Genomic DNA, 19,373 nt, shown 5'->3' with positions numbered 1-19,373 from the left:
CACGAAGTGAGCTTGGACAGGGGTGGGCTAATCCACCTGGACGGGGGTGTACATATAGCCCCGATTGAAGGGGTAGCTGGACTGGGCGCCGGCTACGGGGGTGTTGTGCACATCGCCCGAAGGCTTGGCGGCCAGCATCTGGTGCAGCGAGATCCAGCCCTGCTCGAAGCTCATGGCGCTGCCGGCCAGGTAGAGCCGGTAGGCTCGCAGGGTTTTTTCGGCGCGCTCGGGTCCGCCGTCCTGGGCCAGCACCTGGCGCGCCTCGTCCAGCCTGGCTTCCAGCCGGTCGGACCAGTTCCACAGCGTGCGCGCGTAGTGCGGGCGCAGGTTTTCGGTGTCCACCATTTCCAGGCCGGCGCGCGACATGTGCTCCAGCACGGCGCTGACGTGCATTAGCTCGCCGCCCGGGAAAATGTATTTCTCGATGAAATCGCCCATGCCGGCGCCGAGCTGGCGGTTTTCCAGCCCGCCGGCCGTGATGCCGTGGTTCATGACCAGGCCGCCGGGGGCCAGCAGGCGCATGATTTTCTGGAAGTAACCCGTCATCTTGGCCTTGCCCACATGCTCGAACATGCCGACCGAGGAAATTTTGTCAAAGGACTGGTCTTCGGGCAGGTCGCGGTAGTCGCGCAGCTCCATGCGCACGCGCCCGCCCAGGCCTTTTTCCTCGATCAGCCTCTGCACGTGCGCATGCTGGTTTTTCGACAGGGTGATGCCCGTGGCGTCGACGCCGTAGTGCTCGGCGGCCCACATCAGCAGGCCACCCCAGCCAGCGCCTATATCCAGGAAGCGCTCGCCGGGCTTGAGCATGAGCTTGCGGCAGATGTGGTCGAGCTTGGCTTCCTGCGCCTGGGCCAGGCTCATGGAGGCATCGCGGTAATAGGCACAGGAGTACACGCGCCGCGGATCCAGCCAGAGCGCGTAAAAGGCGTCCGACACGTCGTAGTGGAACTGGATCTGCGCCGCATCGCGGGCATGGGTGTGGGCCGCCAGGGACTTGGCGTGGTGCAGCAGGCTGGACCACCAGCTTGTGTCGCTTTGCACCGGGTTGCCGGGCAGCAGCTTGGTGACCGCGCGCATCACGTCTCGCATCGCGCCCTCAAGCTGGAGCTTGCCCTCGACATAGTCTTCGGCCAGGGCGCCTATCTGGCCGGCCTTGAGGCGGGCAATGCTGGACCAATGGGAAAACGCGAGCTTGACGGGTGCGTTGGCCGAGCCCAGGCGCTGGCCCTGGGGCAACTGAAGGGCCACGTCCGCGGGCAAGCGCGGCATTTGCGATGGAATATCTGGAACCAGGTGCCGGATCATGCGCAAACTCCTTTGCAAGAGAGTTTCGCAGTCTAGCGCCGTTCGAAAATCCTTGCCGCCGTCCTTGTGTAGGAATTCGCCGCGTTTTGGAGACTTTATTCTTAACCCAGAAAAGCCAGTTCCGCCTCGTCAAACCCCGCGCGGCGGCGGGCATCCAGGTTCAGCGGCCCCTTGAGCCGGGGCGCCTCGTACTGGCGGGCCAGCAGGGCGTAGGTCGCGACCGGCTCCAGCCCGCGCTGGGCGCACAGCTGGCGGTACCAGTGGTTGCCGATGGCGACATGGCCGATCTCGTCGCGCAGGATCACGTCCAGGATGTCCACGGCCCGTAGCGCGTCCGGCGTGCCGACCTTGCGCAGCTTGGCCTGCATGGGCGGGGTGGCGTCCAGGCCCCGCGCTTCCAGGGTGCGCGGCACCAGGGCCATGCGCGCCAGCAGGTCGCCTTCGGTCTTGCGTGTCATGTCCCAGAGGCCGGTATGGGCCGGAAAGTCGCCATAGTCGTAGCCCATGGCCTGCAACTGGGCGCGCAGCAGGCTGAAGTGCTCGGCCTCCTCGGCGGCGACCTTGAGCCAGTCCAGGTAGTAGGTGCGCGGCATGCCGGAAAAGCGCCAGACCGCGTCCAGCGCCAGGTTGATCGCGTTGAATTCGATGTGCGTCACGGCATGGAGCAGGGCGGCCAGGCCTTCGCGCGTGAAGGGCGAGCGCTTGGGCACGTCCAGGTGGGAGCGCAGCTCGGGGCGCTCCGGGCAGCCGGGCAGGCCGGCCGGGGCCAGGAGTTCCAGCCCGGCCTCGACTGTCAGCGTGCCCGCCTGCGCCATGGTCTGCCGGGCCATCAGCACCTTTTGCGCGGGATCGGTTTCCAGCAGCGCCCGCAGCGCCAACTGGCGCAGTTCTGCGGGGGGCGGGGCGCTGCTCATGGGGGGATTGTCGGCGATACGGCAGTGGCTCCTTACAATCGGGGGTATCGGGGCCGGCTGGGTGCTGGCCCTGCTTTTTTGACCCCGCCTCCTCACAAAGTACAAAACCCATGGCCCTCTACCAACTGGATAACCTGGCCCCCGATGTTCATGAATCCGCCTGGGTGGCCGACAACGCCCAGGTGATGGGCAATGTGAAACTGGCCGAGGACAGCAGCGTCTGGTTTGGGGTGGTGATACGGGGCGACACCGAGATCATTTCCGTGGGCCGGGGCTCCAACATCCAGGACAACAGCGTACTGCATGCCGACATGGGCCTGCCGCTCACCATAGGCGAGAACGTCACGGTCGGCCACCAGGTCATGCTGCACGGCTGCACCATCGGCGACGGCTCGCTGATAGGCATCCAGGCGGTGGTGCTCAATGGCGCCAAAATCGGCAAGAACTGCCTGGTCGGCGCCGGCTCCCTGGTCACGGAAGGCAAGGAGTTCCCGGACGGATCCATGATCCTCGGAAGCCCCGCCAAAGCTGTCAGGCAGCTGTCCCCGGAGCAGATCGAGGGTTTAAAAATGAGCGCGAAGCACTATGTAGACAATGCCCGGCGCTACAAGACCGGGCTCAAGAAGGTGGGCTGAGGCCGACCTTCTTTTTTTATTGGCCCGCCACTTTTACCCTTTTCCCGCTATGTCTGAACTCCATAAATTCATCTTTGACGGTTTGCCCGTGCGCGGCATGTTGGTGCGCCTGACCGGCTCCTGGCAGGAAATCCTCAAGCGCCGTGAAGCGGCCGGTGGCTATCCGGCCGAGGTTACGAACCTGCTGGGGGAAATGACGGCGGCCGGTGCCCTGATGCAGAGCAACATCAAGTTCAACGGCTCGCTGATCCTGCAGATTTTCGGCGACGGACCGGTCAAGCTGGCCGTGGCCGAGGTGCAGCCCAACCTGAGCCTGCGCGCCACCGCCACGGTGACGGGCACGGTGGACCCGGGCAGCTCGCTGAGCCAGCTGGTCAACGTGAACAACCAGGGGCGTTGTGCGATCACCCTGGACCCGAAAGACAAGCTGCCGGGCCAGCAGGCCTACCAGGGTGTGGTGCCGCTGTACGGTGACCAACGCGAGAAGATCGAAAACCTCGCCGAGGTGCTTGAGCACTACATGCTGCAAAGCGAGCAGCTGGACACCAAGCTGATCCTGGCGGCCGACGGCAATGTTGCCGCGGGCCTGCTGATCCAGCGCCTGCCGGTCAAGGGCCAGGGCAACCTCGAAGGCCAGATAGACCGCGACGCCAACGAAGACCAGATAGGCGTCAATGAGGACTATAAGCGCATTGCGATGCTGGCCGGCACGCTCAAGCGCGAAGAGCTGTTGGGCCTGGATGCCGACACCATTTTGCGCCGACTGTTCTGGGAAGAGCAGGTCACGCGCTTTGAGCCGGCAACGCCCAGCTTTGCCTGCAGTTGCTCGCGCGAGCGCGTGGGCAGCATGCTGCGCAGCCTGGGTGCCGACGAAATCGAGAGCATTATTTCCGAGCGCGGCAAGGTGGCGGTCGACTGCGAGTTTTGCGGCGCGCAGTATGAGTTCGATCCGGTCGACGCGGCGCAACTCTTTACCAGCCAGACCAACCAGCAGCCGCCGACCTCGACGGTTCAATAAGCGGCGCGCTGCGCCAGCAGGTCGCTCAGCAGGCGGTGTTCGCAGACCGGGTCGCTGCATTTGTCGCAGACCCACACCCAGGCCTTGCTCCTGCCGGCCTGTGCCTGTTTCCGCAGCGGTGACCCCGGCAGCAGGCGTTCGACGGCGCCCAGCGCCTGCTCCAGGCGTTGCGGGGCACTTCCATAGAGCACGCAGTAAGCCGTGCCGGCGGCGGCCAGGGCCGACCGTATGGACTGGTCGGCAGCCTGCCGGGCCGCTTCGGCCGACTCCAGCCCGCACAGCAGCGTCAGGCCATAGCGGGCATGGTCGGTATGGCCGGCTGCGCCGCCTGAAGGCACGGACGGGTCCGTCACGGCCACCTGCGCATCCCGGCTCGCGTCCTTGAGGGCGCGGTCCAAGTCGGAGGCCAACTGGTGTTTTCCGGTCGAAGGGGCGCCGGTGACGGCGATTTTCAGCACGGTCAATCCGTCAAGCGCACCGGCCAAGCCTGCCCAGGTCTACTTGGTGACCTGCACGAAGATTTCATTGGGCTTGACCATGCCCAGCTCGCTGCGGGCCTTTTCCTCGACCATTTCCAGGCCTTCCTTCAAGTCCCTGACTTCCGCCGTGAGCTGGTCGTTGGCGGCCTGGGCCTGGGCGTTTTTGGCCTGTTGCTCGGTCAGCCGGTGCTGCATTTCGCGCACGCTGGGAACGCTGCCCCGGCCCACCCAGAGTTGCGCATGGAGTATGACCAGCAGCGCAATCAGGACGGCAGGGACGAGTCGGTTTCCCACGTGCGGCGCGTGCGGTTAACGCAGGTTGTAAAAAGCCGCGCGGCCGGGGTAGGAGGCGACGTCACCCAGGTCTTCCTCGATGCGCAGCAGCTGGTTGTACTTGGCCATGCGGTCCGAGCGCGAGAGCGAGCCGGTCTTGATCTGGCCGGCGTTGGTGCCCACGGCGATGTCGGCGATGGTCGAGTCCTCGGTTTCGCCGGAGCGGTGCGAGATCACGGCGGTGTAGCCGGCGCGTTTGGCCATCTCGATGGCGGCGAAGGTTTCGGTCAGGGTGCCGATCTGGTTGATCTTGATCAGGATGGAATTGGCAATGTGCTTGTCGATGCCTTCCTTGAGGATCTTGGTGTTGGTGACGAACAGGTCGTCACCGACCAGCTGCACTTTTTTGCCGAGCTTCTCGGTGAGTATCTTCCAGCCGTCCCAGTCGCCCTCGGCCATGCCGTCCTCGATGCTGATGATGGGGTATTTGTCGACCCAGGTGGCCAGGATGTTGGTCCATTCTTCGGCGGAGAGGCTCAGGCCTTCGCCGGACAGCACGTACTTGCCGTCCTTGTAGAACTCGGAAGCCGCGCAGTCCAGGCCCAGGGCGATCTGCTCGCCGGCCACATAACCTGCCGCGGAAATGGCTTCCAGAATCATCTGGATGGCCGCTTCGTGGCTGGGCACGTTGGGGGCGAAGCCGCCTTCATCGCCGACGGCCACGCTCATGCCCTTGTCGTGCAGGATTTTCTTGAGCGCGTGGAAGACTTCCGCGCCATAACGCACGGCTTCACGAAAGCTCGGTGCACCCACGGGGATGATCATCAGTTCCTGCAGGTCCAGGTTGTTGTTGGCGTGCGCGCCGCCGTTGACCACGTTCATCATGGGCACGGGCATTTGCATGGCGCCGCTGCCGCCGAAATAGCGGTACAGGGGCAGGCCGGCCTCTTCGGCGGCGGCACGGGCCACGGCCATGCTGACGGCCAGCGTGGCGTTGGCGCCCAGGCGCGATTTGTTGTCGGTGCCGTCCAGGTCGATCAGCGTGCGGTCCAGGAAGGCCTGTTCGCTGGCGTCCAGGCCCAGCACGGCTTCGGAGATTTCGGTGTTGATGTGCTCGACCGCTTTGAGCACGCCCTTGCCGAGGTAGCGCGACTTGTCGCCGTCGCGCAGCTCAATCGCTTCGCGCGAGCCGGTGGAGGCGCCGGAGGGGACGGCCGCCCGGCCCATGACGCCGGACTCCAGCAGCACGTCGCATTCAACGGTAGGGTTGCCACGGCTGTCGAGAATTTCGCGGCCGACGATATCAACAATTGCGCTCATTTAGGCTCTTTCAAAAATCAGAAAAAAACAAAGATAAAAAACAAAAACGGTTACACGCCTTCGACCAGCACCATGCGCATGACGGCGATGCCCTGGCGCGACTGGCGCGCCGCTTCGTACTCGGCGGATTCATTAAAGGCGCGGGCCTGCTCTACGCTCGGAAACTTCAGCACCACGATGCGGTTGGGTGTCCAGTCGCCTTCCAGCACTTCGATCTTGCCGCCGCGCACGCAAACCTCGGCGCCATGCGCCTGCATGGCAATGCTAGACAGCTTTTTGTACTGTTCGTATTGTTCGGGGTTCGTAACCGTCACATTGGCGATGATGTAGGCACTGGGCATGTGGGGTTCCAAAATTTTTTAAAAGTATCCGCATGCGGCTGGCGTGGGACGGCGTGTTACCGGGGTGCCCGCGGCAGTGCCCGGGCGCCACATCCATGGTCAGGCGGAAAAATTGTTTTCGAGGTAGCCGTTTTTCTTGGTGACGCGATCCAGCGCCAGCAGCGTTTCGAGCAGCGCCTTCATGTGCTTGAGCGGCACGGCATTCGGGCCGTCGCTCATGGCCTTGGCCGGGTCGGGGTGGGTTTCCATGAAGAGGCCGGCCACGCCGACCGCCACCGCGGCGCGGGCCAGCACAGGCACCATCTCGCGCTGGCCGCCGCTGCTGGTGCCGTTGCCGCCGGGCAGTTGCACCGAATGGGTGGCGTCGAACACCACGGGGGCTTTTGTCTCGCGCATGATCGCCAGGCTGCGCATGTCGGATACGAGATTGTTGTAGCCGAAGCTTGCGCCGCGCTCGCAGGCCATGAAGCTGTCTTCATCCAGGCCTTTTTCGCGCGCGGCGGCGCGGGCCTTGTCGATGACGTTCTTCATGTCGCCGGGGGCCAGGAACTGGCCTTTTTTGATGTTGACCGGCTTGCCTGATTGCGCCACGGCGTGGATGAAATCGGTCTGGCGGCACAGAAAGGCCGGGGTCTGCAGCACGTCGACCACCGAGGCGACGGTGGCAATGTCGGCTTCTGAGTGCACGTCCGTCAGTATGGGCAGGCCCAGTTCACGCTTGACCTTGGCCAGGATTTCCAGGCCCTTGGCCATGCCGGGGCCGCGAAAGCTGGTGCCGCTGGAGCGATTGGCCTTGTCGTAGCTTGACTTGAAGATAAAGGGAATGCCCAGTGAAGCGGTGATTTCCTTGAGCGTTCCGGCGGTGTCCATCTGCAACTGCTCGGACTCCACCACGCAGGGGCCGGCGATCAGGAAAAACGGTTGGTCAAGGCCGATGTCGAATCCACACAGCTTCATGGTCAGGCCACCGCCTTCAGGGGCTTGGCCGCGGGTTTGCCGCCCTGGCCCGCGCTGGCGCGCAGCTGGAGCACGGCCGCGATGTAGGCATTGAACAGCGGGTGGCCGGCCCAGGGCGTGGACTTGAACTCGGGGTGGAATTGCACGCCGACAAACCAGGGATGGACGTCCTGCGGCAGCTCGATGATTTCGGTGAGCTGCTCGCGCTGCGTCAGCGCGGAGATGACCAGGCCCGAGGCGCGCAGGGCGTCGAGGTAGTTGACGTTGGCTTCGTAGCGGTGGCGGTGGCGTTCGGTGACCACGTCGCCGTAGATCTTGTGCGCCAGCGTGCCGGGGGCGACGTCCGAGCTTTGCGCGCCCAGGCGCATGGTGCCGCCCAGGTCGGATTTGGCGTCGCGCGTCTTGATGGTGCCGTCGGCGTCTTTCCATTCGGTGATCAGCGCGATGACGGGGTGTGGCGTCGCGGGGTCGAACTCGGTGCTGTTGGCGTCCTTCAGGCCGGCAACGTGGCGCGCGAACTCGATGGTGGCGACCTGCATGCCCAGGCAGATACCGAGGTAGGGCATCTTGTTCTCGCGCGCGAAGCGGGCCGCGCAAATCTTGCCTTCGACGCCGCGCACGCCAAAACCGCCGGGCACCAGCACGCCGTCAAAGCGCGCAAGGCGCGAAACATTGTCCGGCGTGATGGTTTCGGAGTCGACGTACTCGATGACCACCTTGGCATGGTTTTTCATGCCGGCGTGGCGCAGGGCTTCATTGAGCGACTTGTAGCTGTCGGAGAGGTCGACGTACTTGCCGACCATGGCGATGTGCACCTCGGTCTGCGGGTGCTCGGTCTCGTAGACCAGGTCGTCCCAGCGCCGGAGGTTGGCTGGCGGCGTATTGAGACGCAGCTTGTCACAGATCAGGCCGTCCAGGCCTTGCTCGTGCAGCATGCGCGGCACCTTGTAAATCGTGTCCACGTCCCACATGGAGATCACGCCCCATTCGGGAACGTTGGAGAACAGCGAGATCTTCTCGCGCTCTTCGCTGGGGATGGGGCGGTCCGCGCGGCACAGCAGCACGTCGGCCTGAATGCCGATTTCGCGCAACTGCTTGGCCGTGTGCTGGGTCGGTTTGGTCTTGAGCTCGCCGGCGGCGGCGATCCAGGGCAGGTAGCTCAGGTGCACAAAAGCGGTGTTGTTGGCGCCCAGGCGCAGGCTCATCTGACGCACGGCTTCCAGGAAGGGAAGGGACTCAATGTCGCCGACGGTTCCGCCGATTTCGACAATGGCGACGTCGACGGCATCTGCGGTCTCGTAGCCGGCGCCGCGCTTGACGAATTCCTGGATTTCATTGGTGACGTGCGGGATGACCTGCACGGTCTTGCCGAGGTAATCGCCGCGGCGCTCTTTTTCGAGCACGCTTTTGTAGATCTGGCCGGTGGTGAAGTTGTTGGCCTTGCGCATGCGCGTTTCAATGAAACGCTCGTAGTGGCCCAGGTCCAGGTCGGTTTCGGCGCCGTCGTCAGTCACAAAAACCTCGCCGTGCTGGAAGGGCGACATCGTGCCCGGATCCACATTGAGGTAAGGATCGAGCTTGATTAAAGTGACTTTGAGGCCTCGCGATTCCAGGATCGCAGCTAAGGAGGCTGAGGCGATTCCCTTGCCCAGGGAAGACACCACACCGCCGGTGACGAAGACAAATTTGGTCATGTCAGGTACGAACCGCAAGTTCGTAGAGGTGGTAAACGGAGATTATACGGGTTGCTCGCGGGGGTCGATGAATTCAGGGGGCTTAGCTGATACATTGCGGGCATGACGAATCAAGTGACCCCCGCGGGAAGCGGCTTGGACAGCGACGAAACCCTGGACCTGGCCGGCAAACACATCGTGCTGGGCCTGTCGGGCGGTATCGCCTGTTACAAGGCGGCCGAGCTGTGCCGGGCACTGATCAAGGCTGGCGCCACGGTGCAGGTGGTCATGACCGAGGCGGCCGAGCAGTTCATCACGGCCGTCACGCTGCAGGCCCTGAGCGGCCGGCCGGTCTACACCAGCCAGTGGGACAGCCGCGAAGACAACAATATGGCGCACATCAACCTGTCGCGCGAATCCGATGCCATCCTGATCGCGCCCATGAGCGCCGACTTCATGGCCAAGCTGCTGCACGGGCGCGCCGACGACCTGCTCAGCCTGATGTGCCTGGCCCGCCCCATCGACAAGGTGCCGCTGCTGGTGGCGCCGGCCATGAACCGCGAGATGTACGCGCATCCGGCCACGCAGCGCAATTTTGTGCAGCTGGACGCTGACGGCGCCACGGTGCTGGGCGTGGGCAGCGGGTTCCAGGCCTGCGGCGAGACCGGCGACGGGCGCATGCTGGAGCCCGAGCAGATCCTCGAGGACCTGGTGGCCTTTTTTGCGCCCAAGGTGCTGGTCGGCCAGCGCGTGCTGGTCACGGCGGGCCCCACCTATGAAGCCATAGATCCGGTGCGCGGCATCACCAACCTGTCCAGCGGCAAGATGGGTTTTGCCATTGCGCGCGCGGCGCGCGAGGCGGGCGCCGAAGTGACGCTGGTCGCCGGCCCGGTGAGCCAGCCCACGCCGCGCGGCGTGACCCGCGTCGACGTGAGGTCGGCGCAGCAAATGCTGGACGCCGTGGCGGCGCGCGCCCAGGCCGCCAGCGTTTTTATCGCCACGGCGGCGGTGGCAGACTGGCGTCCCGCCGCGCCTTCAGCCCAGAAAATCAAGAAAGACGGCTCCGGCCAGGCGCCGCAACTCGCGTTTAGCGAGAATCCGGACATCCTGGCTACGGTGGCCCAGTCCGCCGCGGCGCGAGCCGGCCGGCTTTTCTGCGTGGGTTTCGCGGCGGAAAGCCAGGACCTCGCGGAAAACGCCGAGGCCAAGCGCCTGCGCAAAAAAGTGCCGCTGCTGGTCGGCAACATCGGCCCCGACACCTTCGGCCAGGACCATAACGCGCTGCTGCTGGTGGATGCGCAGGGCAGCAAAGCCTTGCCCCGGGCTTCCAAGCTTTCGCTGGCGAGGCGGCTGGTGGGGGAAATCGCGGCCAGGATGGCGGATGCGGATGCCCCCAAAGGGAAAGCGGCCGCGCCGTGAACCTTCCTTCGAACACGCCACCGGACGGTGATTTTGTGGCCTACGTGGAGCGCCTGACCCACGCGAATGCGAATGCGCATGCCTCGGCCGAAGCCCGCGAAGACCGGCTCAAGCCCGGGGAGAAGACCGCGCTGCGCGCACCGTCTCCGGCAAGCATCGTCACGCCGCCCGCTAAACCCGCGGCGCCAGTCGCCGCCTTTGTCTCCCACGTCAAATGGGTCGTTATCCTGTGGATCGCCACCCAGGTTTTGTCCGAAGTGGTACCCGGCGCTGGTTTCCTGTTCCTGCCCGCACTGCTGGTATACGGCGCGTGGGCGGTGTTCCAGGCCAACCGCCGGTCATCCGGGGCGCTGCTCCAGCGCCTGCGCGAGCTGGCGCAGCAAGCGGCCGAAGAGGCTCAAAAGTCCCAAAAGGCCCAACAGGCCCAAACAAATCAACCCCCGAAGAAAAAATAGTTCATGCACATCGACGTCAAGATTCTCGACCCGCGCCTTCAGAACAACCTTCCTACCTACGCCACGCCCGGCAGCGCCGGCCTGGACCTGCGCGCCTGCCTCGATACGCCGCTCACGCTGGCCGCTAACGCCTGGCAACTGGTGCCCACCGGCATCGCCATCTACCTGCACAACCCGGGCTATGCCGCACTGATCCTGCCGCGCTCCGGCCTGGGCCACAAGCACGGCATCGTGCTGGGCAATCTGGTGGGCCTGATCGACAGTGATTACCAGGGGCAGCTGATGGTCAGCGCCTGGAACCGCAGCGACGTGCCCTTCACGATTGAACCCATGGAGCGGATCGCGCAGCTGATGATCGTGCCCGTGGTACAGGCGCAGTTCAAGGTGGTGTCCGAGTTTCCCGCCAGTGAGCGCGGGGAGGGCGGCTACGGCTCCACCGGCAAGGCCTGAGCCCGGCCCGCCGCGCCCAGCAGAGGTTGGGGGGTTTTCCTACAACCCTTGCAACAAGGCTCCCACGCCGCCACAGGCCCTATCCCCACCTGGGGAGTAGCGGGTCGCGTCCTTAATAAGCCATGAGAGTCCATGCGCCTGTGGTGCCGGGATCTCATGACTTACCAACAGGAGAGACTCATGCAAAACACATCCCGCTTTATTTCATCCGCGTCCGTGGTGCTGGCGCTGGCCACCCTGGCGGCCTGCGCACCCATGAACCCGCCGCCGACCTCTGACGCGAGTTACCCGCCCGCCTATCCCAATACCGCCAGCTACCCTAACCAGACTTATCCTGCTGGAACCTACCCGGCGGGCACCTATCCCGCCAACCAGCAGAACCGCTATGTCGAATACGGACGCGTCAGCAATGTGGAAGTGTTTCGCACCCAGGAACAGGCCAGGAGCTCAGGTGTAGGTGCCATCCTCGGCGGTGTGGCCGGCGCGGTGGTGGGCCACCAGATCGGCGGCGGCACCGGCAAGGACGTGGCGACGGTTGTCGGCGCAGTGGGCGGCGCCGTGGCTGGTAATGCGATTGAGAAAAACCGCAATCCTGGTGCGGTTCGCGAAACCTACCGCGTATCGGTCCAGCTCGACAACGGCACCGGCCGTGCCTATGACGTGCCTTCCACCGGCGACCTGCGCATCGGCGATCGCGTGAGGATTGAGAACGGCCTGCTGTACCGGATGTAGGCGGCAAAGGCGCCAAAATGCGGCGGCCCAAAACCGCCGCATTTGCCTTGGCCTTTAGTGCAGGGTGCCGCTTCCGGGTGTGATCGGCTCGAGCTTGAAGAAGCCGGTGCCCAGGGAGCCCTGGCCGATTTCCTCTTCGCTTGCTTCACGCACCGACTCGACCTTGACCGCCAGCCGGATGGCGATGCCCGCCAGCGGATGGTTGCCGTCCAGCACCACGTGGTCGGGATAGATTTCGGTGACCGTATAGATATGGTCGTGCGGTGCCGTTCCGCTGACACCTTTGGGAAGAGCAGCGCCGTCGAAGGTCATGCCTTCTTCGAGTTCGGCCGGGAAGGCCTTGCGCGGCTCGAGAAACACCAGGCTTTCGTCATAGTCACCAAAGGCGTCCTCGGGCTCCAGGTGCAACTCAAGCTTGTCGCCGGCTTCATGGCCCTGCAGGGCGTGCTCGATCTTGGCCAGCAGGTCGTCACCGCCGAGCAGGAACTCTATGGGCTCGTCCAGTTCGTCCAGCACATCGCCCAGGGTGTCTTTCAGCGTCCATGTCAGGGCTACGACGCATTGCGGGGTGATTTTCATCCGACAATTGTCCCATGGATGTAAACCAATCTCTAGCGCTCCTTGCCGGCCTGAGCCCGGCGCAATTCATGCGCCGTCACTGGCAGAAAAAGCCCCTTCTCGTTCGCCAGGCCCTGCCCGGCTTCCAGCCTTTGCTGAGCCGCGCGGCCTTGTTCAAACTGGCCGCGAGCGAACAGGCGGAGTCGCGTTTGATCGTCCAGCAGGCCAAGGGCTGGCGCATGAAGCAGGGGCCTTTTGCGCCGCGCAGCCTGCCGCCGCTGAGCCAGAAGGCCTGGACCTTGCTGGTGCAGGGCGTGGACCTGCATGACGCCGGGGCGCACGAGCTTTTGCAGCGGTTTCGTTTTGTTCCTGATGCGCGGCTTGATGACTTGATGATCTCGTTCGCCACGGCGGGAGGAGGCGTGGGGCCGCATTTTGACAGCTATGACGTGTTCCTGCTGCAGGCCAGCGGGCGGCGGCGCTGGAAGATAGGGCGGCAAAAAGACCTGAGCTTGCAGGAGGGCGTGCCGCTGAAAATCCTGCAGAACTTCGAGCCCGAGCAGGAGTTTGTGCTGGAAGCCGGCGACATGCTGTACCTGCCCCCGCGCTATGCGCATGACGGTATTGCCGAGGCTGCGACCTCGGGCGACGGCAAGGCGGCCGACTGCATGACCTATTCGATCGGCTTCAGGTCGCCGGGGCGCGGCGAACTGGCGGCGGAACTGCTGCAGCGTCTGGCGGAATTCAGCCAGGACGACCAGCAGGCGGATGCCCCGGCGGGGCGCCGCGCAGCCAAAGCACCCGAGATCTACCGCGACCCCGGGCAGGACGCCACGGCCACCCCCGCGGCCTTGCCGGCAGAGCTGGCCGCCTTCGCCAGCCGGGCCGTGCAGGACGCGCTGAAAGACCCTCTCGCGCTGGCCTGCGCCCTGGGCGAATACATGACCGAGCCCAAGCCCTCGGTGTGGTTTGACGAAGCCGCCGATGAATGGGATGCCGAGGCCGCGCGGGCCGGCCGCGCAGGGGTCAGGCTGGACGCGCGCACCCGGATGATGTATGACGCAGACCATGTGTTCATCAACGGGGAAAGTTACCGTGCCAAAGGCGCCGATGCGACGCTGATGCGGCGGCTGGCCGACGGCCGCGGCTTGGTGCCGCATGAGCTGCGCAAGGCCAGCGGCTCCGCGATGGCCTTGCTGGGCGACTGGCACGATGCCGGCTGGCTGCGGCAGGAGCCTCTCGCGGATTCCTGATCGGCCCAGTACCTGTTTGCCACTTTGCCAAGGAGATACTCCATGGAGACCGACGCAACACCTACCCCGCAGGCCTTGCCGGAAGGCCGCTTCACCGGGCGCGCCGACTTTACCGAGATGATCCGCCAGGCTTTTGTGGCGGCGGCGCAGCAGGGCTGGCGTGAAATCATCGTCTGCGACCCGGATTTTGAAGACTGGCCCCTGGGGGAACGCACGGTGGTGCAGGCCTTGAACGACTGGTCCAAGACCGGCCGGACCTTCACCATGCTGGCCAGAAACTACGACGAAGTGCTGCGCCGGCATGCGCGCTTCGTCACCTGGCGGCGGACCTGGGCCCACATCATCGAATGCCGTGCCAACGCGTCTGCCCCGGCCGATGACCTGCCCAGCGCCTTGCTGGGGCCAGGCTGGGTCTTTGAACGCCTGGACCTGCAGCGCTGCACGGGCATAGCCGGGTCCGAGCCGGCGCGCCGGGTCGCGCTGAGGGAGCGGCTCAATGAAAGGCTGCTGAAAAGTTCGCCGGCTTTCCCTGCCACCACCCTGGGCCTTTAAGCGCAAGGATTGCGCAAGCCTCATACGGAGCCGTCATATGGTCTTGCTTTGCCGACTAAGGGTTTCCGGACTTGTAATATCCAGCATATAATTTAAAGCTGGGTAGAAAGAGCTCGAGTCCTTTCCCCGGTCAAAAATAACTTGAATTCCGGTTTGGGTTTCTTTTGACAATTTCCGGAAATTGTTTTCTTAAATATCATCAAGGATCGTAAAAATGAACAAGTCCCTCGTTTTGGCAGCTATCGTTGCCGCTGTTGCACTGGCTGCTTGCGGCAAGAAAGAAGAAGCCCCAGCACCCGCACCAGCCGCTGCAGCTCCTGCACCTGCTGCTGAAGCTTCCGCACCTGCCGCTGCCGCATCCGCACCTGCCGCTGCCACGTCTGCTCCTCCGTCCGCTGACGCCGCCGCCGCTGCTGCTACCACCGCTGCTGCAAGCGCTGCCAAGTAATTCTTCAATGAATTGAAAAAAGCCGCCGTAAGGCGGCTTTTTTTCGGCCCTTATTTTTCGCCGTGCCGTGTTTTCGGCGGGCACTGCGGCCTCAAAGCGAAAGCCAGGGCGTTCCGGTGTCGGGCTTGGCCACGACGACGTCGTCCGCGCCGCAACCCAGGGTTTCAGCCATCAGCGCCTGCACCAGCGCGGGCCGGTTGTTCTGCACGCTCAGGTGCGCGGCCACCAGGTGCCTGAAACGTCCATGAATCAGGGTGCGGGCAATCTCCACCGCCGCGGCATTGGAGAGATGCCCGTATTGGCCGCCCACGCGCCGCTTTAAAAAGGGCGGATACGACGATCGCGCCAACATGTCGGTGTCGTGGTTGCACTCCAGCATCAGGGCATCGCAAGCCATGAGATGCGACATGACATGGCTGGTGGCGTGGCCCAGGTCGGTCAGGATGCCGAGCTTGGCCGAGCCGTCGGTGCAACTGAGCTGCAAGGGCTCTCTGGCGTCGTGTGGCACCGTGAATGGCGTGAGCTGCAGGCCTCCCAGTTCTATGGCTTTGCCGTCACGCGCGGTGTGCAACAGCCCGTCGAAATCCGGCGCCCCTATGGCGGCATACGTGCCGTGGCTCATCCAGACCGGGATGCGGTAGCGCAGGGCGAGCGAGCGGGCGCAGCCGATATGGTCGCCGTGTTCATGCGTGATGAACACGGCATGGATGTCCTCGGGCTGCAACCCGGCCTCGCCAAGCCGGTAAAGCAGATGTTTAAGGCCCAGCCCGCAGTCGACAAGAACCCGCGATGGCGCGATTCCCGTCGCTTCAACCACGGTGGCATTGCCCGAACTGCCGCTGCCCAGGCTTTTGAACCTCAACATGGGCGTCGCAATGCGTGGCCGGGGCGGTCGGGCGGCAAGCCCGGATTATTTGAGGTCGTCGGCGATCACCTGCACGATGCGCTGGGCATTGGCCGAAGATTCGGCAGCGCCCTGGGCATTGAGAACGGAAACCGTGGTGCTCTCGCCCTGGCTCTTGACGGCGATGCGGTACTTCAAGGGCGGTGTGGCGGCCGGCGATCCGCTGAACAGCTTGCTGAAGAAGCCGGGCTCGGTCTTGTTCACGACGGGCTCAACATAGCGCACGAAGTAGGTGCCCTGGCTGCGGTCGCGGTCTTCAACGGTGAAGCCGGTGCGGTCCAGTGCCAGGCCGACCCGGCGCCAGGCGCGGTCAAAACCTTCGTCGATCTGCACGACTGGCAGGTTGTTGACTGTGGCGATGCGCGAGGTCTGCTTGGTGGCGCCCGCAGCCACCAAGGCCTTGGACTGTTCTTGCGACACGCCCAGCTTGACCATCAGGCGGCGCAGGAATTCGGCTTCGAGTTCCGGATCGGCGGGACGGGGCTGCCAGACCGTGCTGTCGCCCGAAGCGGCGTTGCCGGTTTTCCCGCCGGTGACCACTTCAATCATGCCGCGGTGGCTGACGTAAATTTCGGTGCCGCCATCAGGGCGGCGCTCCAGGCGCGTGCGGAACTTGTCGCGCTCGCCGGTCGAATAGAGGCCATCGAACACCTTGCCCAGCGCACTGCGGATGAAGTCCTGCGGCAGCTTGGCGCGGTTTTCGGCGAAGTCGGTTTCCATGATGCCCAGGTTTTCCTGGTCCTGCGCGAGCAGGAAGCCGCTTTCCAGCCAGAAATCGCGCACAGGGCCCCAGAGCTTGTCGGCGGGCCGGTTCACGACCAGCCAGCGCTGGCTGCCCGCGCGCTCGATGCGCACGTCGCCGACGGCGGTGGCTGCCGTCTGCACGGCCTGGGTGGGCTGGCCCACCTGGTAGCTGCTGGCGGACACCGCCGTGCCGGGCACCACGTAACGGGTGTCGCGGCTGAGCTGCGTCAGGTCGGGGGGGATGTCCAGCGAAGGGCCCTTGGCGCCGCTGCTCTTGTAATCGACGCGTTCACCGTCCATCACCTCGCGCAGGGAGGAGCAGCCGGCGAGCAGGCCGAGGGCAACCAGCGCGGACACGGCTGCGGCGCTCCGGGCTTTTGAAAATGCAGGACGTGTTGGCGATATCTTCACTTGGGTTCCCTTAAAAATCAGATCAGGCAAATCAAATCAGGCCGCAGGCGCGCAAGGCGTTTTCCACGGCCGCTTCGTTCGATGCTTCCAGCGGCGTCATGGGCAGGCGCAAGGTGCCACCGCAAAGACCCATCCGGGCCATGGCCCATTTGACGGGAATCGGGTTGGCTTCAATAAACAGGTTTCTGTGCAGCGGCAGGAGCTTGAGCTGCAGCTCCATGGCGCGGCGCGTGTCGCCCGCCACAGCGGCCACGCACAGCTCGTGCATGAGCCGGGGTGCCACGTTGGCCGTCACGCTGACGTTGCCCTGGCCGCCGCAGAGCATGAGCGCCACGGCCGTTGGATCGTCGCCCGAATACACAGCAAAGCCCTTGGGCACTTCCTTGATCAGCCATTGCGCGCGCTCGATGTTGCCGGTGGCTTCCTTGATGCCGACAATGCCGGGCACCTGGGCCAGGCGCAGCACGGTGGCGTGCGCCATATCGGCCACGGTGCGGCCGGGCACGTTGTAGAGCACGGTGGGCAGGTCGCCGACGGCTTCGGCAATCGCCTTGAAGTGCCGGTACTGGCCTTCCTGCGTGGGCTTGTTGTAATAGGGGACGACCTGCAGCTGGCAGTCGGCGCCCACCTGCTTGGCGAATTTGGCGAGTTCGATCGCCTCGGCGGTGGAATTGGCGCCGCAGCCGGCCATGATGGGCACGCGCTTTTTGGCCTGCTCCACCGAGACGCGGATGATTTCGCAGTGCTCCTCGACATTGACAGTCGGGGATTCGCCGGTGGTGCCGACCACGCCTATGCAGTCGGTGCCTTCGGCGATGTGCCAGTCCACCAGTTTGCGCAGGGTGGGGTAGTCTACGCTGCCGTCATCATGCAAGGGTGTTGCCAATGCAACGATGCTGCCAGTAATGGGTTTCATGCTGTACTTGTAAACGTTCGCGGCCGGATTGGGTCTGGCCGAAATAGCGCCAGGCCGGCCCCGAAAAGCCAATCCTGCATTCTACCCAGAGCCTAGGACAGGAAATAGCGCGGCGGTGCGGGCAAACCCGCAGTCGCGGCGGTTTCATGCACGGCGACTATGCGCTGGATGAAGCGCGGCGGGTTCTCGTGGAAACCCTCCTCGAAGGCCACAATGCGCAGGCTACGGCAGATTTCCAGCAATTCGCCGGTGCGCAGCAAAAAATCGGGGCGCGAGGGCTTGCCCACGGTCTCATTGCCTTGCGTAAAAGTTTCGTAAATCAGCACGCCGCCCGGCGCCAGGCCGGCCAGCAGGGTCGGCAACAGCGGGCGCCAGAGGTAGTTGGTGACGACGACCGCGTCAAACTGGCGGCCCGCAAAAGGCCAGGGACCGGCTTCAATATCGGCCACCACGGCCTCGCAGGCCGATGCGGGGAGGGCGCTTGTGGCGGCCTCCAGGGCTTCCCGCGACCGGTCCACCAGGACCAGGGGGTGGTTTCGCCCGTGAAACCAGCGGGCATGGCGGCCATAACCGCAGGCGACGTCCAGCACCACGCCGCCTTCGCGCACCAGGTGCGACCAGCGCTGCACCCAGGCGGAGGGCGGCTCCGTTCCGTGCGGCCTGGGGTCGGTCAAAGCGGTTTCACCTCATCCTTAAGCGCCGCCAGTGCCATCGCCTCCACGCGGCCGGGCGCGATCAGCTTGAGCCAGCGGCCCAGCTTGCCCTTGGCCGTCATGATCACCTCGCGGTCCCGGCGTTCCATGCCCTGCAGGATCAGCCGCGCGCATTCCTCCACGCTCATGGCCTTGTCTTCCTTGAGCCCGCTGGAGCCCGCCGCCACGCCCGCCGCGTTGAAGCCGCGGTGGCGGATGTGGGTGGCGACCACGCCCGGGTAGGCGGTGGTCACGCTGACTCCGGCGCCTTTCATTTCGGCACGCAGCGCCTCGAAAAATCCCACCATGGCGAACTTGGTGGCGCTGTAGGCCGTGCGGCCCGGCACGCCTATCAGCCCGGCCAGGCTGGAAACGGCGACGATGCTGCCGTGGCGCAGCCTCAGGTAGGGCAGGGCGGCATGGGTGCACCATACGCTGCCCCAGAAGTTGATGCGCATCAGCTGCTCATACCAGCCCAGGTCCTGGGCCTTGACGTCCTCCAGCAGGGCCTGCGCCGACATGCCGGCGTTGTTGATCAGGGCGTCGATGTGGCCGAAGCGGCCGACGGCGGCATCCACCAGGTGGCGGCACTGGGCCTCGATGGAGACGTCGGTCTTGACGGCCAGGGTTTGCGCGCCGTGCGCGGCGCACTGGTGCGCGACCTCGTCCAGCAGCGTTTCATTGCGCGCGGCCAGCACCAGCGCCACGCCGGCGCCATGGGTTTTGGCCAGCTGGCGCGCCATTTCCGCGCCTATGCCGTCCGAGGCGCCGGTGATGATGATGGTTTTCATGATGTCCCCTTCCCGCTTTTTTTGGGGCGCCTGCCCCGCTCACTCGCAAAACCGCCAGGCCCTAAAAGCAAGCCCAGATCTGGTTGGCGAGTGTGAACAGGAAATCCGGCCGTGTGTAGAGGGCAAACAC

Annotated in this window: 23 protein-coding genes; 9 read left to right on the top strand and 14 right to left on the bottom strand. The window is 64.6% G+C overall.

Annotated elements, in window-relative coordinates; genetic code table 11:
* Positions 1-27: 27 nt before the first annotated feature.
* Together ACEN8I_RS19465 and ACEN8I_RS19460 are read right to left on the bottom strand one after the other, a co-directional pair.
* Entirely contained in the window at positions 28-1,308 is a 1,281-nt protein-coding gene (locus ACEN8I_RS19465; protein ID WP_413330226.1) for a class I SAM-dependent methyltransferase, read from the bottom strand.
* 101 nt (positions 1,309-1,409) lie between these two features.
* Positions 1,410-2,222 carry a ferritin-like domain-containing protein gene (locus tag ACEN8I_RS19460; protein WP_413330225.1) on the bottom strand — a complete coding sequence of 271 codons (813 nt, stop codon included), beginning with the start codon at positions 2,220-2,222 and terminating at the stop codon, positions 1,410-1,412.
* 110 nt (positions 2,223-2,332) lie between these two features.
* On the opposite strand from ACEN8I_RS19460, the gene ACEN8I_RS19455 reads away from it, so the two are divergent.
* Both ACEN8I_RS19455 and ACEN8I_RS19450 read left to right on the top strand, forming a co-directional pair.
* A complete protein-coding gene (locus ACEN8I_RS19455; RefSeq protein WP_413330224.1) occupies positions 2,333-2,857 on the top strand; it encodes a gamma carbonic anhydrase family protein in 525 nt (174 codons plus the stop codon).
* Between the two features lie 49 nt (positions 2,858-2,906).
* Entirely contained in the window at positions 2,907-3,875 is a 969-nt protein-coding gene (locus ACEN8I_RS19450; protein ID WP_413330223.1) for an Hsp33 family molecular chaperone HslO, read from the top strand.
* On the opposite strand, the gene ACEN8I_RS19445 is transcribed toward ACEN8I_RS19450, so the two are convergent.
* The 6 genes from ACEN8I_RS19445 to ACEN8I_RS19420 all read right to left on the bottom strand — a co-directional run bounded on the left by ACEN8I_RS19445 (position 3,869) and on the right by ACEN8I_RS19420 (position 8,939).
* Positions 3,869-4,333: a hypothetical protein gene (locus ACEN8I_RS19445; RefSeq protein ID WP_413330222.1), complete on the bottom strand. Its 465-nt coding sequence runs from the start codon at positions 4,331-4,333 to the stop codon at positions 3,869-3,871. The genes ACEN8I_RS19450 and ACEN8I_RS19445 overlap by 7 nt on opposite strands.
* 39 nt (positions 4,334-4,372) lie before the next feature.
* Positions 4,373-4,648 carry a cell division protein FtsB gene (gene ftsB, locus ACEN8I_RS19440; protein ID WP_413330221.1) on the bottom strand — a complete coding sequence of 92 codons (276 nt, stop codon included), beginning with the start codon at positions 4,646-4,648 and terminating at the stop codon, positions 4,373-4,375.
* Between the two features lie 15 nt (positions 4,649-4,663).
* Positions 4,664-5,947: a phosphopyruvate hydratase gene (gene eno / locus ACEN8I_RS19435; RefSeq protein ID WP_007873230.1), complete on the bottom strand. Its 1,284-nt coding sequence runs from the start codon at positions 5,945-5,947 to the stop codon at positions 4,664-4,666.
* 50 nt (positions 5,948-5,997) lie between these two features.
* Complete coding sequence (locus tag ACEN8I_RS19430; protein WP_413330220.1) at positions 5,998-6,288, bottom strand: DUF1330 domain-containing protein; 291 nt, start codon at positions 6,286-6,288, stop codon at positions 5,998-6,000.
* A 99-nt stretch (positions 6,289-6,387) separates the two neighbouring features.
* Positions 6,388-7,245, bottom strand: coding sequence for a 3-deoxy-8-phosphooctulonate synthase (gene kdsA / locus ACEN8I_RS19425; protein ID WP_413330219.1), 858 nt, complete (start codon positions 7,243-7,245; stop codon positions 6,388-6,390).
* A 2-nt stretch (positions 7,246-7,247) separates the two neighbouring features.
* Positions 7,248-8,939, bottom strand: a complete 1,692-nt coding sequence (locus tag ACEN8I_RS19420; protein ID WP_413330218.1) for a CTP synthase — start codon at positions 8,937-8,939, stop codon at positions 7,248-7,250.
* 102 nt (positions 8,940-9,041) lie between these two features.
* Between ACEN8I_RS19420 and coaBC the strand changes: the two genes are divergently transcribed.
* From coaBC to ACEN8I_RS19400, 4 genes are all read left to right on the top strand, one after another.
* Complete coding sequence (coaBC, locus tag ACEN8I_RS19415) at positions 9,042-10,337, top strand: bifunctional phosphopantothenoylcysteine decarboxylase/phosphopantothenate--cysteine ligase CoaBC (RefSeq protein WP_413330217.1); 1,296 nt, start codon at positions 9,042-9,044, stop codon at positions 10,335-10,337.
* Positions 10,334-10,792, top strand: coding sequence for a hypothetical protein (locus tag ACEN8I_RS19410; protein ID WP_413330216.1), 459 nt, complete (start codon positions 10,334-10,336; stop codon positions 10,790-10,792). Before coaBC ends, ACEN8I_RS19410 begins: the two co-directional genes overlap by 4 nt.
* A 3-nt stretch (positions 10,793-10,795) precedes the next feature.
* Positions 10,796-11,242, top strand: a complete 447-nt coding sequence (gene dut, locus ACEN8I_RS19405; RefSeq protein WP_413330215.1) for a dUTP diphosphatase — start codon at positions 10,796-10,798, stop codon at positions 11,240-11,242.
* 180 nt (positions 11,243-11,422) lie between these two features.
* Positions 11,423-11,974: a glycine zipper 2TM domain-containing protein gene (locus ACEN8I_RS19400; protein ID WP_413330214.1), complete on the top strand. Its 552-nt coding sequence runs from the start codon at positions 11,423-11,425 to the stop codon at positions 11,972-11,974.
* Between the two features lie 54 nt (positions 11,975-12,028).
* On the opposite strand, the gene ACEN8I_RS19395 is transcribed toward ACEN8I_RS19400, so the two are convergent.
* Positions 12,029-12,553, bottom strand: a complete 525-nt coding sequence (locus ACEN8I_RS19395) for an FKBP-type peptidyl-prolyl cis-trans isomerase (protein WP_413330213.1) — start codon at positions 12,551-12,553, stop codon at positions 12,029-12,031.
* A 14-nt stretch (positions 12,554-12,567) separates the two neighbouring features.
* Between ACEN8I_RS19395 and ACEN8I_RS19390 the strand changes: the two genes are divergently transcribed.
* The 3 genes from ACEN8I_RS19390 (at position 12,568) to ACEN8I_RS19380 (ending at position 14,801) form a co-directional block, all read left to right on the top strand.
* The gene (locus tag ACEN8I_RS19390) at positions 12,568-13,785 is read left to right on the top strand and encodes a cupin domain-containing protein (RefSeq protein ID WP_413330212.1); all 1,218 of its coding nucleotides are present in this window, start codon (positions 12,568-12,570) and stop codon (positions 13,783-13,785) included.
* Positions 13,786-13,827: 42 nt separating this feature from the next.
* Positions 13,828-14,337 carry a hypothetical protein gene (locus ACEN8I_RS19385; protein ID WP_413330211.1) on the top strand — a complete coding sequence of 170 codons (510 nt, stop codon included), beginning with the start codon at positions 13,828-13,830 and terminating at the stop codon, positions 14,335-14,337.
* A gap of 245 nt (positions 14,338-14,582) precedes the next feature.
* The gene (locus tag ACEN8I_RS19380; RefSeq protein ID WP_413330210.1) at positions 14,583-14,801 is read left to right on the top strand and encodes a hypothetical protein; all 219 of its coding nucleotides are present in this window, start codon (positions 14,583-14,585) and stop codon (positions 14,799-14,801) included.
* Positions 14,802-14,876: 75 nt separating this feature from the next.
* Here the strand turns inward: ACEN8I_RS19380 and ACEN8I_RS19375 are convergent, their stop codons facing one another.
* From ACEN8I_RS19375 to ACEN8I_RS19355, 5 genes are all read right to left on the bottom strand, one after another.
* Positions 14,877-15,650, bottom strand: coding sequence for an MBL fold metallo-hydrolase (locus ACEN8I_RS19375; protein ID WP_413330209.1), 774 nt, complete (start codon positions 15,648-15,650; stop codon positions 14,877-14,879).
* Between the two features lie 45 nt (positions 15,651-15,695).
* Positions 15,696-16,790, bottom strand: a complete 1,095-nt coding sequence (bamC, locus tag ACEN8I_RS19370) for an outer membrane protein assembly factor BamC (RefSeq protein ID WP_413330208.1) — start codon at positions 16,788-16,790, stop codon at positions 15,696-15,698.
* Between the two features lie 85 nt (positions 16,791-16,875).
* Positions 16,876-17,760: a 4-hydroxy-tetrahydrodipicolinate synthase gene (gene dapA, locus ACEN8I_RS19365; RefSeq protein WP_413330207.1), complete on the bottom strand. Its 885-nt coding sequence runs from the start codon at positions 17,758-17,760 to the stop codon at positions 16,876-16,878.
* A 92-nt stretch (positions 17,761-17,852) separates the two neighbouring features.
* Entirely contained in the window at positions 17,853-18,434 is a 582-nt protein-coding gene (locus ACEN8I_RS19360) for a class I SAM-dependent methyltransferase (RefSeq protein WP_413330206.1), read from the bottom strand.
* Positions 18,431-19,243, bottom strand: a complete 813-nt coding sequence (locus ACEN8I_RS19355; RefSeq protein ID WP_413330205.1) for an SDR family oxidoreductase — start codon at positions 19,241-19,243, stop codon at positions 18,431-18,433. The genes ACEN8I_RS19360 and ACEN8I_RS19355 overlap by 4 nt, the downstream gene beginning before the upstream one ends.
* Positions 19,244-19,373: the final 130 nt, after the last annotated feature.

Source organism: Polaromonas sp. CT11-55 (genome assembly GCF_047303325.1).
Classification (GTDB): Bacteria; Pseudomonadota; Gammaproteobacteria; order Burkholderiales; family Burkholderiaceae_C; genus Polaromonas.
This window is presented reverse-complemented; position numbering and strand designations above follow the sequence as displayed.